Raw genomic sequence first — 15,503 nt, 5'->3', positions numbered from 1 at the left:
AAAAAACTAATTGTATGTCACAGGATATCCCTTTAATAAGCCGTAAATTAACTGCAAAAATAAAATAACGAAGGGAGCCTTTTTTTGCCTCATACCATGGCTTTTTAGAACTACTTATCTAACATACTTTCTAAAAAAAAAAGCCTGCTTACATATGAAACGTAAGCAGACTTCTTTTATTTTCCATGCACAAGAGCCTCTACATAGGCTAACATTTGTTTTTTAGATTGTATCATATGGGTATGATTTATTATTTGCTGTTGCGCCTGTGTTGATAAGGAAAAAAAATAATCCATTGCATTATATTCTTCAAGAGCCAAACTGAGACCTACCGGTATTTCCGTACCACTCGTAAATTTGCCCATCATCTCTCCTTTTCTCCATATGGAATTCTAAAACCCATTGGTGAAACCTAAATTGTTGTTTTTAAGACTGTTTATGGCAATATTAATCTTTTCTTTTGCCTCATAACCTGACTCATTGTTGCTTTGGATGTAGCAAATCACCTTTGCCTTTTGCATATCATTTAATGTTTCATAACGGTCTCTGGCATCTGGTTCTTGTAAAAGAGCCATAGCAAAACCCTCGGGTAAATCAGGAACGTTTGGATTGGGATTATGACCCATTCCAACAAAATTTTTATCATTCATCGTTATTCTCCTTTCGCCTAATGTCTATTTTTTTCCTGTTGCATGATTAATTTTTAGAATTGATAAATTTGCTGTTCTTACCCACACAAGACCCTTCCCTATATGGAGAACATTAAATTGTGATTATATCATGTTAATACATCAGCGATAGATTTTAATAGCAGTAATGCATTCTGCTTTCAGCCTTAAAGTTTCTCCAATATCATATTAACCTTCTTATTTTTAAGCAAAGGGCCTTAAAATATACCCATCTTTCTGTCATTATGAACAAACTCTTTTATATTTGGACTGTATACTAAAAAAGTCATTAATTTAAAAACTTGCTAATTAAAAAACTTATCCTTTTAGTATCCCACCATGATAACAAATATACTTTTTACAGTTATAGCTCAAAATCTTTACAAGGGATTTTTTCGCATCTTCAAGGTTAAGACTGTATTCAGGATTTGCAATAACTAACTCATTTCCCTCTAATACAGCAGCATCTCCTGTAATTAAAAAATCATTATGCAATGACCGAATTGAAATATGCCCAGGCGTATGTCCCGGTGTTTCAATAATTTCACAACCCCCACCCCAATCAAACACTTCCCCAGAATAAAGCTTTCTACTAATGCTTAAAGGTTGAAGATTTCTAAACCTTTCACAAAACTGTTCTCCCCACGCCTTCTGTTCTTCTGGCAGAAGTTTTTGCATTTCTTCTGCCTGTTGAAGTCGAAGATTTTTTGCTTTCCCTGAAAGATAAGGTTCCTCAATATGGGAGGCAAGAATTTGTGTTGCGGGATACTTTGCTTTCCATTCAGCAGCAGCACCAATATGATCATCATCCTGATGGGTTAATACGATTTTGGTGAGGGTACTGGGTTCAACATCATGATAACGCAGCTGATCTTCTAACTGTTTTAACGAGCCCGCATATCCACAATCAACTAAAACAATATCCTCTATTCCAAAAAGAACAACCGGAAAGACAAGTTGCTCTATTTCATTAAAAGTGTAGCTTAATTTTAATACGATATATTTTTCATTCATAACGTTCCCTCATTGTAATTTATTTTATTGGTTTATATTTAACAGCCTTAACAATTCGGGCATAATTCTGTAAAGGTTGTTTTTATTTTTTCTATCTAAAATAGTATTTTGTTTAGAAATAGATTGACAATATGATACGATTAACGTACTATATTAATACGATAATCGTATCATATGGAGGTATTCATGTCAAGCTTAGATAAAGTAAAAGAATTAAACTATTTATGGCATATCGTTGGTAATCAGCTAAGAGAAGAAATGTATAAACCTGATTATAATAATATAAATGGCCTAACAATGGTGGATTTAAGTATTCTACAAACCATTGAGGAGCATTCAGATATTATTTTCAAAGATATTTGCAAAATACTTAAAATACCCAAAAGCACCTTGACTAGTGCCGTGAATCGTCTGGAAAAAAAGAACTTGGTGAAACGAAAAGTCTCACAAAAAGATAAACGGGAATACTATTTGGAGCTTACTGAACTGGGAAGCCAAGCCCAGCGTGAACATATTATGACTGAATATACAGTCTTTAATCAGCTTTTAAGCGGACTAAGTGAGACTGAGTCAAAAAGGTTTATATCGTTATTCTCAAAAGCATTAAAGAACAATTTATAATAAGATCAATAAACCAACTAACCAGAATTGAAATCTTAAGATCACTGAGGTCTAACTTTGTGTCTTTCAAATATATCAATAATGCTCTCACAATAGTAATGTAGATGATAATCATTTAAAACTCTGAATGAAAGTATATCTGTTGTAGTGCATATAAAAAAATGCTAAGTTGCGGTGATAATAAACCTGCGACCTAGCATTCTCTCGATTTTCTATCAGATATATTTAAAAACTTATGAATCAACGTCAACTCCAAATAGCTTGAAGAATTAATTAAGAATTATAAATACCCATGAAAATTACTGTGTGTTAATCTTCACGGGTATGATTAAATTTAGCAAATACGGATATTTGTTGAAATTGTTATTGTATGGCATAGCCGCTAATTAAAGAATAAAAAATGAGCCTTTACACTTAAAAAGCTTATTTTTACACTTAATTAGCTTTTAAAAACTTAAAAGATCAGTTTTATAATAGAAGTCGTACCCGAAAAATCTCATTTTCAATTTGATACATCAGCTCTCCATCATATTTTTTTGCAAAAGCAATTACACTTTTACTTCCTATGCCATGACCATCTTCCCATGTGACAGGGTGACCTTGGTCATCCAGAACAGAGTCGGAAGTACAAGGATTCTCCATTTCCAACAGCAACCGTCCAACACTACGACAGACAAACCGTAGATATGAAGGATGATTTTTTGGTAATGTAACACAGGCTTGAATCGCATTTTCCATCAAATTTGAAACCACCATAGAAAGCTCTAAAGAATCCACGGTCAAATTCCTGGGTATATCAAGCTCAAGCTCTGTTATAATGCCAGACTGTTTGGCTAGCGCAACATAGTGGCAAATAGCGGCATTGACAGCAGGATTATCACAGTATACCTTACTAATTGTATATGTGGTTTGATTTTGCTTTTTTAATAAAGCAGTGGCCTCATCGACTTTTTCTTGCTCCAAAAGCTCCAAAAGTACATTATTAAAATGACGACGGTCATGGGCGGCACGAGTGTTTTGTGCGGTCACTTCCTCCATTAGCATAAGACGCTGTGTCATATTTCCTGCAGCTAATTGTAGATATTCCTGCTCTGCCTGCAATTTTTGGTTTTCTTCTTTCACTCGAAACTCCCGTTGCAGATTTTTGAGGGAGAGAAAAATGGAGGTGTAAGACGCAAGTCCAATAAAAATCACCAACATCAATGGTACCGCCTGCTGCGTCAGCATCTCAACAACGTCATCGGCAGTCATCACATAGTAATTGAATGTGATGTAAAGCCCCAGTGCCACAGCGAAATAGGCTGTCCAACGCTCCACTGCCTGCCGATACAGTGGACGCACATAGCGCCATAAAATCACCAGAAAGGCGCAAAACAGGAAAAGACGCAAAAAAGAATTTGTATATTGAGGATAAGGTAAATGCCTTGAGCCAATAAAGCTTAAAATAATCACAGTGTCACTTATATTTTGAACGGTGATATAAGAAAATAACCACTGCATAAAGTTATCCTTAAACATAGGTCGAACAGCAAAACATAACACCGCAAATAAGATAATGTCCAGCTTTGAGAGTAATGTTAAGTTTCCGCTGAGATAGCAGTAAATAGCAGTGCCTAAATCTGCAGCAAGAACGACAAACATGGTCAATAGTGTGACTTTTTTTGAATACTTAGGCTGCAAAAGGGAGATCATCAACAAAACATTAGCAGTGGTGGAAATCACCGCCCGCAATAAATCAGGGAAAAGAGCGCTCATCGCTGTACCCCCTTTGCCATTAAGTAATCCATAAAGGTATCTCGTACCAAAGCGTATTGTTTTGCCGCGATGGGAACAGTTCTACCACCGCAAAGGGTAAAACTATCTTTGGTAAAGCGCTCCACCCAACGCAGATTAACCACAAAGGATGTATGGCATTGCAAAAAATGTCTATCCTTCAAAATGCGTGCAGTATATTCCGAAAAATTCTCTCGAATCGTGCGGCTCAATACATTCTCTCCGTTCTTTAATCTGAACATAACGGCATGATTGCAGTATTCACAGCAGGCAATATCCGAGAGTTTTATTACCCTCAAACTATCCGCAGTTTTAACAGCAAAAGTTTGTTCCTGCCCAAGGTCTATTTTGGAAATTGCAAGGCTCAAGGTATCAAACAGTTGTGCCTTTTTGATTGGCTTCACAAGGTAATTGATAGGGCTTACAGCATAAGCCTGCAACGCAAACTGAGGCTCAGTAGTGGCATAAATTATTTGCGCCTCACGATCAAGACGGCGAATTTCTTTTCCAAGCTCAATTCCGCTGACCATAGGCATGACAATATCCAAGAGATAAAGATGAAAGCATTCGGATTCAATGGAATTCAACAGCCTATCCGGATGGGTGAATTCCTTAACATCTGCATCAATTCTATTGGTTTCAAGGTATTCTTTTATGTAGTTATTTATGATGACAAGCTCTGCTGGCTGGTCATCACATAATGCAATATTCAACATGGCGGTCACTTCCTCATGTTATGTTATTTCTTTTCATGTATAGCGTAAGGGTGCTCCCCATGCTAAGATATATGTAGATATAAAAAGATACAATAATTATATAAGAACATTGTAAGAGTTTCAACGGCTTATACAAAAGTTCTTATCTAAAGATGGATTAAGGACATTTCTCAAAGCAAACCGACTACAGCGTCGCTGCAAACAGGCTCACTCCAGCCCGCTGTATGTACTAAGATGTCTACCCCACTATTTAGTAGTGAAATTGAACTGTCCACCTGCCACGGTTTCTGGTTGTTTTCTACGGCTTTGAAACTTCCCTGTATAAGCTGCTCTTTGCAAAATGTGCCCCTCCCCTGCTCGGAAGAAGTCTTCACGTGTGGATTTTGTAGGTAACACTAATTTGGTATCTAATATAAAAACTGTAAAAGTATAGTAGTGTATCATTTTAAATGGTGGTTTAGGTCCTTTGTAGCAATGCCTTCCATACCCTAAGCCTTGCTTTGCACCAAAAAGGCTTCCAGTTGGTTCACCCTTTGGTATAGCTTTGGGAATAATCGCTAGGATTGGTAAGTTCCAAATAAGCCAATGATTATAGTTTTTGAAGAAAGGATGTGACACATCATCTAGCGTAATTGCTATAGAAATAGCACGTTCATTCACTTCTGCCAAATGAATCTCAGGGGAAATGTCCATTCCTCTTGCGGTATATTCCACTGGAATCCAATCTCCCTCTTTGAAAGCTGGAAAAACAATTTCTAATTGTTTCATACTTCTTCACCTCACATTGTTCTCATTTTCCTTGTGTCAAAAATCACATAATAGGCGCAGTGGGTTCAAACCCTCATACATGACTTTAATTTGCAAGCAACGTCAAATCTGGATATCCTCTTATTTTCGGATATGGATTTGAACTATCACTTCGTAAACAATATACTCAAGAATTCAAAATTATAGTGCTTTGGGTTATGCTCAAACTCTTCTGTTACTTGGAAAGGGTTATTTGCCCGTTTTATCAATGTAATATTTAAAAGAATTACAGTAAATATACAAACCGAAAGTTATCAACAATATAAAGACATCAAAGTATGCCACTTTTGCTCCCAGCACTTGTAATCGGTTTCTGAATATAGAAGTAAGGATGATTAACAACAGATCGGAGACAGCAGAAATAAATGCAAAAATTGTTGCAGTTTTCACACGGATCAACAGCAGTATGGGTGCAATAAACCCACAGATTAAGTTCGTTACCCATAAGCCCCCAAAAAATAAGGGATAGTTTGTAAAATACTTTATAACCTGACTGCCGTATCCATGGGATAAGTAGTAGCCTTCATTATGGCTGAGCATCATAAACAAATCATATATTCCCATAAGATACATAAAAAGAAAAAATATTGCAATAAGCCATAAATGCCAAGGATTTTGTTTAATCATTTTATTATTCATAGTCAACCTTCCTCTTTCCTGAAATATAAATAATGTGTATTACCCCTGATTTTAGCATAGAGAAAGCAAAAAGTCATATATGCGCTCATATCCTCATACATGACTTTAATTTGCGAGCCACGTTAATTCTGGATATCCTCTTATTTTCGAACTATCACTCCTTCAAACAATCTACCAGCAAAATAACTATGGTTCTTCAGGAGATGCTTATTCGTTTGTAGGACTATACATGAGAATCTTCCTTCACACCATTACAGTTTCTCTGGATTAGTTGGCATTAACCCGTATTTTTTTGTAATAGCCAAGAATAAAAATGCTACTACTATACCCATTGTACCGTAGATGGCATCTATAATGTCGGGCGTATTCATAAACCCCATTAACGTTTCGCAAATAAAGTTTCCCGCAATCATAGCCATTCCCAAAATTTCAATGAAACGAAATTTCACGTCCAATAAAAGCCAGGAGTAACCTATGCCCAAATAAGCAATCAAGCTTAAAGATAAATTTGATATGTGTGAATGAATTTCAGAGTTTATTATTACAAAATCATTATTAAAAACACTGTACCATCTTGCAAGAGTCAACAGAAAACCTATACAAATTAAAACTGCAAATCCTATGGAAAATGATTTTGTTGAACTATATTTATACGTAATTTTCACACTTTTCTCCTTTCGCATATTTATATTAATAATGTGTATTTCCTTTGATTTTAGCATAGAGAAAGAAAAAAGTCATATATGAGCAAATTCTCATACATGACTTTAATTTGGCGGAAGCGGTGGGATTCGAACCCACGAGCCCATTGCTGGACTACCTGATTTCGAGTCAGGGCCGTTATGACCACTTCGATACGCTTCCATAATAAAAAAGGATATACAGTTTTTTTAATAACGATTTTGATTCCAAGCTTTTAATATCAGCTTATATACTGTTTCAAAATCATTGTAAATTTATAACAAATTTCAGTGGAAAGCTTACTTATTATAACAACCCCAGCATAAAAAATCAAGTTTTTTGTCAACAATAAAGCGATATCCTTTTTCCACCGCCTTGACACTATAGGCAAACTAATGTTACCCTATATACATTGGGATAATTTTACTTCCTAACTATATATAGAGTCAGATAACAAAAGAAGCAGGTGTTTTCATGAAATCACAACAAAAATCAAATTATACCAACGAAAGTATCACCTCATTAAAGGGTGCGGATCGTGTTCGCCTTCGCCCTGGTGTTATTTTTGGTTCCGATGGCTTAGATGGCTGCGAACACGCAGTTTTTGAAATCCTATCTAACTCTATCGATGAGGCAAGAGAAGGCTTCGGAAATAAAATTGAAGTCGTTCGATATAAAGACCATTCCATTATGGTTAAAGATTATGGCCGAGGGATTCCCGTTGATTATAACTCCAAAGAAGATCGCTTCAACTGGGAATTGGTGTTCTGTGAGCTTTACGCAGGTGGTAAATATCAAAATAACACCGGTGAGAACTACGAATTCAGCTTGGGCCTTAACGGTCTTGGTACCTGTGCAACCCAGTATGCTTCGGAATATATGGATGCAGTGATTTATCGAGATGGAATCTGCCATAGCCTTCACTTTGAAAAAGGCGAAAATGTAGGCGGTCTCATAAAAGAAGGGGCTGAAAAACATCCCTCTGGTACACAAATAAAATGGCGTCCCGATCGGGATGTATTTACAGATATTAATATCCCCCTTACCTACTTTCAGGATATTTTAAAAAAACAGGCTGTGGTTAACGCAGGCTTGACCTTTGAATTGTTTGATGAGGAAAGTGGAGAAAAATATATTTATTGTTATAAAAACGGCATTAAGGACTATCTGCTGGAACTTTCCGGAGCAGACAACCTTACGGATGTTCATTATTTGCAAACAGAAACAAAGGGTCGTGACCGAGAGGATAAGCCAGAATATAAATTGAAATTTGAGGCGGCTTTTTGCTTTAATAATCAAGTGAATATTCTTGAATACTACCATAATTCCAGCTTTTTGGAGTACGGTGGATCCCCTGATAAAGCGGTTAAAAACGCTTTTGTTTTCGCCATAGATAAATACCTAAAAAGCAATAATTTATACAAAAAGGATGAGAAAAAAATTACCTTTACTGATATTGAGGACAGCTTAATTCTAGTCATCAACTCCTTTTCAACTGTAACCAGCTACGAGAACCAAACGAAAAAATCCATCACAAATAAATTTATACAAGATGCCATGACGGATTACTTTAGAGAGCAGCTGGAAATCTATTTTATCGAAAATAAAATGGAAGCAGAAAAAATTGCGGCGCAAGTTTTGGCAAACAAACGTAGTCGGGAAACAGCGGAGAAAACCAGAATTTCTATCAGAAAAAAACTGACAGGCTCCTTAGATATGAATAATCGTGTGGAAAAATTCGTAAACTGCCGCACAAAAGACATCAATCGTCGGGAAATATATATCGTAGAGGGTGATTCCGCCTTAGGTGCCTGTAAATTGGGCAGAGATGCCGAATTCCAGGCAATCATTCCTATCCGTGGAAAAATCTTAAACTGTCTAAAAGCAGATTACAACAAAATTTTTGCCAACGATATTATAACGGATTTATTAAAGGTTTTAGGCTGTGGTGTTGAAATCAAAACCAAGCATACTTCTGACTTAAATTCCTTTGATTTAAGCCAACTGCGTTGGAACAAAATCATTCTTTGCACCGATGCGGATGTGGATGGTTTTCAGATTCGTACTTTGCTTTTGACCATGCTTTACCGTTTGGTGCCAACTTTAATACATGAAAAAAAGGTTTACATTGCAGAATCTCCCCTTTATGAGATTACAAATGGGAAACAAACTTATTTTGCCTATTCTGATAATGAAAAATCAGAAATTCTTGGCAAGTTAAAAGGTAAAACAAAAATCAGTCGTTCTAAGGGGCTTGGTGAAAATCAGCCTGAGATGATGTGGGAAACTACTATGAACCCTGAAACTAGGCGATTGGTATTGGTTACTCCTGATGATGCAAAACGTACCCAAGAAATGTTCGAGCTTTTATTGGGGGAAAATTTAAGTGGCAGAAAAGAATTTATTGCCGAAGAAGGCTACAAATATCTGGAATTGACAGACATTAGTTAAGAAAGCGGTGTACCAAAATGGCAAAAAAGAAAACAACAAACACTGAAGTGAGTGAAATCTTTATACAAGAACAACCCATTACCCAAACTTTGGAATTAAACTATATGCCCTATGCCATGAGTGTCATTGTTTCCCGTGCAATTCCCGAAATTGATGGATTTAAGCCCTCACACCGGAAGCTTTTATATACCATGTATCTCATGAATTTATTGAAGGGGGATAGAACCAAATCCTCCAATGTAGTGGGTCAGACCATGAAATTAAACCCCCACGGGGATGGAGCAATATACGAAACACTAGTACGTTTAACAGAAGGAAACGGTGCCCTTTTGGTGCCTTTTGTGGATTCCAAAGGGAACTTTGGTAAACAATATTCCAAAGATATGGCATACGCTGCCCCCCGTTATACCGAGGTGAAGCTCGGTACAATTTGTGCCGAGGTTTTTGGAGATATCGAAAAAAATACCGTAGACTTTGTGGATAATTACGATGGTACCATTAAGGAGCCAACACTTTTGCCCACAACCTTTCCTAATATTTTGGCTAACCCAAACCTAGGAATTGCCGTGGGTATGGCTAGCTCCATCTGCAGCTTTAATCTATCTGAGCTATGCGAAGCGACCATACAATATATCAAGGATAATACCATTAACCTTTGCGACCATCTTCCTGCTCCAGATTTCTCAACAGGGGGAGAACTGATTTATAACCGCAAAGATTTGGAACAAATTTATCAAACGGGTCGTGGCAGCTTTAAGCTTCGGGCAAAATACCGTTTTGACAAGAATAACAGCTGTATTGAAGTTTATGAAATACCCTATACCACTAACATTGAAAGCATTATTGATAAAATCCTTTCGTTAGTGAAAAGCGGAAAAATCAGAGATATAACTGACATTCGGGATGAAACGGACTTGAGTGGTCTAAAAATCACTTTAGACATCAAAAGAAACACCAATCCAGAGCTTTTGATGCATAAACTTTTTACGTTGACCCCCCTTTCGGACAGCTTTAGCTGCAATTTCAATATTCTCATTCAAGGCAGACCAATGACCTTAGGTGTGGGAGATATTTTGAAATATTGGGTGGACTTTCGTGTAGAGTCTATTCGACGTCAACTAGCCTTTGATATTAATAAAAAAGAGGAAAAATATCATTTATTAATGGGTCTTTCTAAAATTCTCATGGATATTGACAAAGCAATTGCCATTATCCGTAATACAGAGCAAGAAAGCATGGTTGTTCCAAATTTAATGAGTGGGTTTGAAATTGACCAGATCCAAGGGGAATATATAGCAGAAATCAAATTGAGAAATATCAATAAAGAATATATATTAAAGCGTATTGAAGAATTGAAAACCTTAGCAGAGGAAATTCAAGATCTAAAAGATACCTTAAAAAGCGATGGAAAAATCAAAGCTATCATTTGCAAACAGCTGAAAAATGTCCAAAAGAAATTCGGAAAACCCAGAAAAACAGAAATCGTCCAGGAAGACGCAGTTGTAACCATTACGAAGGACGACTTAATCGAAGATTATGGCATCCGTTTGTTCCTTACCGAAGAGAACTATTTCAAAAAGATCCCTCTTGCTTCTTTACGTTCTGCGGGAGAACAAAAGCTAAAAGATGAGGATAAAATTCTTTATGAATTGGAAACTACCAACCGTAGCGAAATTTTATTTTTCTCTGACCGAAATAATGTTTATAAAATGAAAGCCAGTGATATTTCTGACACAAAAGCTAGTGTTTTGGGAGATTATTTGCCAAATCTTTTGGGTATGGAGTCAGAGGAACGTATTATTTTTATGACTGCAACTGGGGATTATTCGGGCTTTGTGGTATTCTTCTTTGAAAACGGAAAAGCTGCGAAAGTTCAGCTATCCGCATATGCTACAAAAATGAACCGTCGCAAGCTGGTCAATGCCTATTCATCCCGTGCGAAACTGGTTTATATGGAGAAGCTGGAGGAAGATACAGATTTTGTTTTAATGCGTAATCGTGACAAGGCTACCTTATTAAACACAGATATGATTCCCATCAATGCCTCAAAAAGTGCCTCTGGGATTCAGGTTTATACCTTAAAGAAAAACAGCGTGATTACTGCTGTAATCAAACCGGAAGCCTTTCTTTCCGAAGATATTGAATATTACCGCACAAAAAAAGTACCCTCCACAGGGCATTTCATTCAAGAAAAAGATAAGGCTGCCAACGGATTGCAAGAGCAGCTGCGCTTAGATGAAGAAAAGTAATCATCAGCATAAAAATCTTAATTCGCCCTTTTTTGTCGATGGGCAAAGCTCATTGTAGATTTTATTCAATGCGTTGCTAGACAAACTAAAGCGGTAATTTCCATATCCGGAAACTACCGCTTTTTTTATTGCTTCCATTTCTTTATAACTTCAATATTTTTGTTTAATTAATCTCCTCTTTTTCCTTCGTAACAGAAAAATTCATTTTGTAATAAGATCTTTGGCCATTCTCCAAGGGGGTAATAAAATCATTACCTTCGTAACCCATCTTTTCCACATTGCAGAAGTATCTGGTGTTTCCACTGGTGAAATTAAAATTATCTACGTATCTCATTTTTGATAAAATAACTTCCGAGGTATTAGGAAATAATATTTTAACTTCTTTATCAGTACCACCAAAAGCCATGCCAATCAAATATTGCTGTATTTTTTCCTTATCTGTCCAATGCTCTTTATTTTCCACACCATAAACAAAGGATACTTCTTTTAAATATGCATTTTCAATTCTATAGTTATAATTTGGCAGTTCCTCAGTTGGATCATATGCAAAAACTGTTCTAAGCGTGCTAATATGTATCATATTATCTCTGTCCACTACTCCATCAGTATATTTGTCTACCAACTGACCATTCTGATCCATGTATAACCAATCATTCACATCATAATATTTGCAGAAGTAATTATAGTTTTCAGCAAACTGTTCAAGGGTAATATCCCCACGGTTAGGAGGTAATTGCTGTACCTGCAACATTACAGATGAGATAAATACTATAACAACATTTAAAAGGATACAAGCAACCACTCGGAACCCTTTCGTGTCCTTTATGGTATAGGAAACGCCTTCATCCCAAGGCTGAACCTCTTTTTGTTTACATAATTTATAGCTCTTGTATAAGCGCACTAAGTTATAAATTGGAACCTCATAACCTTGACCCTTGCCAATCATCCCCCATGTACGGCGCAAACCGTCTTTATAAGAGAGTGGATTACCATCAGTCTTCTCCACCCTTAAACCAAATACCCATTTACCAAAGGTGGTACCAAAACGATTTAATAACAAAGGCTCAATCAAAAGCATTATAATCACTGCAACTATGGCTTCTACGATTCGCACCAACCATCCTTCATTCATTAAATTCACATGTAAAATAAAACCAAGGATAGCATTGAAAATTAATGCATAGATGGATGCATCCAACCCCCTGGCAAAATACCTACGCCATGGCCGAAAAACCTGATTTCGATAATTTGGGCCATATATGAGGATTTTCTCAGGTTCATGCTCGTAGGCTTTTAATCGTTCCAGATATTTTAGGGCATCAAAACTTTTTAAATCCCCCTCTTCCTCCAGAATATCTTTGCAAATCGCCTTAGCCAAGCAGCCATCCTCCAGCCGCCACATTTGTCTTTGTAATAACAACTTTAGTGTTGTTTCCTTACTCCGCAATTCTACAAAATCATTTTCCGAAACTCCCACAATATCTAACAATACCAACCTTTGAAACATTTCTCCGTCTGCCTCACTATATACCAGAGACCCATCTTCCAGCCTTCTTGGCGTAACTAAGCCGTTGCTACGAAAACGCTCTATGGAGCTTATTTCCACACCATAAACAGCACGAATTTCTTCCTTCGTCATACATTTCCCCCTTTTATCACTTTCTTACCCCTAATTGCACTCTCATGACGCACGCCCCCCAAAAGCACCCGCCCCTTGCAAGAAACATTAATTGTATTATTTTACCTGTAATAGTCTACCAATCATTAAGAAAGACCGCAATGCTTTCATAGAAACTTAAGACTATTGTAAGATATGTTTTAAAAACCTGATAAATCAAGCTTTTAAGGCACGTTGTTACTAGTGCATTACTTATACATAAATGTTCACAAGCTTATGCAAGTCGTTAAATTATTGTAAAACCACTGTTTGTGGCATTTTATATGCTTAAAGTCTAAGAATATTGAAGATATGAAAAAACTCCTTAAAAATAAGGAGTCTTTTCGGGGGAATTTATATTGAAATAATTGATTTCCTTATTTCCCCCTTTTGGCACGCCATTGTGCAAAACGGGGGGTGTGAAGAAACAAAAAATTCTGAATTAGCATTTCATAAAAAAGATTTACGTTTAAAATATAGAGGTGTCCTAAGAAGTATTATCTCCCATTTATAAAATTTTAAACGCACTTATTCTTTATCAATGATTTCCTAAATACTTTTAATGGTCTCTTAAAAAAGCTAAATCAGAAATGGCAATTACTCTTTATTTTGCCATCATAATTTCAATTACCTTCATATCAACATCTGCCAAGCCTTCATGGGAAAGTCTAGCCAAATTTTTTGCTGTATCTTCCACTTTTTCACTGATAAACCCATCAGTTGCCTGAATAATGCTGTCATCCATAGCTAGCATTGCTGAGTAAACCGCCTCACCTGCACAAACAGATAGCTTTAAGGAGCAACCGCCCTTTGCGCCATCACAGAACATACCGGCAACACCACCCATCATATTTTGCACTGCGCCAGAAATCTGATTTAAATTGCCTCCCATCATATATGTCATGCCTGCGGCACCACCTGATGCCGCCAAGGTAGCCCCACAAATTGGGGATAGACGGCCAACATGATACTTCATATACATGATTACCAACATACCCAAAAACTCAGCTCTTAAAAGCGTCTCTTCGGGAACATTTCTATGTTTCGCAAAAATCGCCATGGGTACCATGGTTTCAATCCCTTGATTACCACTACCCAAAAACGTCATAACTGAACCATTACCGCCACTCATACGAAAATCACTGGCAGCTGCGGTAAGTTGCTTAATCTCCGTCAGCATATCATTGGCAATCAGACCTTTTCCCACTAAGTTCTTCAATGCAGGCCCAACGCCGATGGCATACTTTTTCTGCATCCCAATCTGGGCTACTGCCAAATTCATATCAATACCTTCTTTGATAAAAGCCAAATCCCTCGCATCAATGGTATTCGCCCATTCATAAAAATCAGCAAAGGAATACTTGGTTATATCAAAACCATTGATTGTGCTCTCTGATGCAGAAAGAGTCCGTTTATCAATAATCACTTCGCCATTAACTTCCGATAAAATTAAATTGTCATGAGCCTTTTCGGTTATGGTATGTGCCCTTTCTTCCTCATTGATTGCAAAGCACTCAATATAAAACTCACTGCTGGGAAGAACTTTTACAGAAACAAATCCATCCTTCACCAATTTTTTTGCTCTCTCAACCTGCTCAGGAAGAATTTCAGCAAAAATCTCCATGGTATTTCCTGGCTTGCTTAGAACAAAACCTAATGTACAGGAAAGCTCAATCCCATTGGTTCCTGCATTGGGAATTTGTACGCTATAAGCATTTTTGAAAATATTAGAGCTAATAATCATGTCTAAATGGGTTGCAGGTTTTTTCAACATCTCACAGGTTCTGGAAACTGCCAATCCAATTGCAACAGGCTCTGTGCACCCCATACTTGGCTTCATCTCAGCCTTTATTTTATCCAATACTAGATTCATATCCATCGTCACTTCCTCCTTGAACATTACAACCGTCTCTTCTTTACACAGTTATATAGAGCAAAATAAATGCCAAAAGGAAATCACATATTTTCCGCTACCGTTTGCCGGCATTTTTCTCAACATTGAGAATGTATTAGAAAACCATTTTTTTATTTTTACAGAGGGAAACTGAAACAAAAAAAGGATTGCTATTTTAAGGATTAGATATTTTTTACTCACTTAAATATTTAAATACAGAAACGTATTTCAAGGGATATCATTTTATCTCTACTGTTTCATAAATAAAAAAAGCCCTTGCATTTCCCACAAGAATGTGCTTTGCAAAAGGGCACTTTTTTATATGATTTTTTA

The 15,503-nt window shown here is 36.7% G+C and carries 13 protein-coding genes and 1 tRNA gene; 3 read left to right on the top strand and 11 right to left on the bottom strand.

Annotated features, from left to right (window positions below):
- Positions 1-176: 176 nt before the first annotated feature.
- The 3 genes from NE558_RS02265 to NE558_RS02255 form a co-directional block, all read right to left on the bottom strand.
- Entirely contained in the window at positions 177-368 is a 192-nt protein-coding gene (locus NE558_RS02265) for a hypothetical protein (RefSeq protein ID WP_256148291.1), read from the bottom strand.
- 24 nt (positions 369-392) lie between these two features.
- Positions 393-650 (bottom strand): YdeI/OmpD-associated family protein, encoded by a 258-nt coding sequence (locus NE558_RS02260; RefSeq protein ID WP_256148290.1) that lies wholly within the window; start codon positions 648-650, stop codon positions 393-395.
- Positions 651-986: 336 nt separating this feature from the next.
- Positions 987-1,682: an MBL fold metallo-hydrolase gene (locus tag NE558_RS02255; RefSeq protein WP_256148289.1), complete on the bottom strand. Its 696-nt coding sequence runs from the start codon at positions 1,680-1,682 to the stop codon at positions 987-989.
- Positions 1,683-1,868: 186 nt separating this feature from the next.
- On the opposite strand from NE558_RS02255, the gene NE558_RS02250 reads away from it, so the two are divergent.
- A complete protein-coding gene (locus tag NE558_RS02250; protein WP_256148288.1) occupies positions 1,869-2,303 on the top strand; it encodes a MarR family winged helix-turn-helix transcriptional regulator in 435 nt (144 codons plus the stop codon).
- 468 nt (positions 2,304-2,771) lie between these two features.
- Here NE558_RS02250 and NE558_RS02245 read toward each other — a convergent pair whose 3' ends face one another.
- From NE558_RS02245 to NE558_RS02220, 6 genes are all read right to left on the bottom strand, one after another.
- A complete protein-coding gene (locus tag NE558_RS02245) occupies positions 2,772-4,058 on the bottom strand; it encodes an ATP-binding protein (RefSeq protein WP_256148287.1) in 1,287 nt (428 codons plus the stop codon).
- A complete protein-coding gene (locus tag NE558_RS02240; RefSeq protein WP_256148286.1) occupies positions 4,055-4,792 on the bottom strand; it encodes a LytR/AlgR family response regulator transcription factor in 738 nt (245 codons plus the stop codon). Before NE558_RS02240 ends, NE558_RS02245 begins: the two co-directional genes overlap by 4 nt.
- 246 nt (positions 4,793-5,038) lie before the next feature.
- A complete protein-coding gene (locus tag NE558_RS02235) occupies positions 5,039-5,560 on the bottom strand; it encodes a YbhB/YbcL family Raf kinase inhibitor-like protein (protein ID WP_256148285.1) in 522 nt (173 codons plus the stop codon).
- A 228-nt stretch (positions 5,561-5,788) separates the two neighbouring features.
- Positions 5,789-6,238 (bottom strand): hypothetical protein, encoded by a 450-nt coding sequence (locus NE558_RS02230; protein WP_256148284.1) that lies wholly within the window; start codon positions 6,236-6,238, stop codon positions 5,789-5,791.
- 251 nt (positions 6,239-6,489) lie between these two features.
- Complete coding sequence (locus NE558_RS02225; protein WP_256148283.1) at positions 6,490-6,903, bottom strand: hypothetical protein; 414 nt, start codon at positions 6,901-6,903, stop codon at positions 6,490-6,492.
- A 108-nt stretch (positions 6,904-7,011) separates the two neighbouring features.
- A tRNA-Ser gene (locus NE558_RS02220) sits at positions 7,012-7,102 on the bottom strand.
- 291 nt (positions 7,103-7,393) lie between these two features.
- Between NE558_RS02220 and NE558_RS02215 the strand changes: the two genes are divergently transcribed.
- A complete protein-coding gene (locus tag NE558_RS02215) occupies positions 7,394-9,370 on the top strand; it encodes a DNA gyrase/topoisomerase IV subunit B (RefSeq protein ID WP_256148282.1) in 1,977 nt (658 codons plus the stop codon).
- A 17-nt stretch (positions 9,371-9,387) separates the two neighbouring features.
- A complete protein-coding gene (locus tag NE558_RS02210) occupies positions 9,388-11,619 on the top strand; it encodes a DNA gyrase subunit A (protein ID WP_256148281.1) in 2,232 nt (743 codons plus the stop codon).
- 163 nt (positions 11,620-11,782) lie between these two features.
- On the opposite strand, the gene NE558_RS02205 is transcribed toward NE558_RS02210, so the two are convergent.
- Positions 11,783-13,258: an RDD family protein gene (locus tag NE558_RS02205; protein WP_256148280.1), complete on the bottom strand. Its 1,476-nt coding sequence runs from the start codon at positions 13,256-13,258 to the stop codon at positions 11,783-11,785.
- Positions 13,259-13,880: 622 nt separating this feature from the next.
- Positions 13,881-15,155: a serine dehydratase subunit alpha family protein gene (locus NE558_RS02200; protein WP_256148279.1), complete on the bottom strand. Its 1,275-nt coding sequence runs from the start codon at positions 15,153-15,155 to the stop codon at positions 13,881-13,883.
- Positions 15,156-15,503 lie beyond the last annotated feature (348 nt).

The sequence above is a fragment of the Anaerotignum propionicum genome (assembly GCF_024461735.1).
GTDB lineage: Bacteria > Bacillota > Clostridia > Lachnospirales > Anaerotignaceae > Chakrabartyella.
Note: the sequence above shows the minus strand (reverse complement) of the source record. Positions and strands in the feature narration are given on the sequence as shown.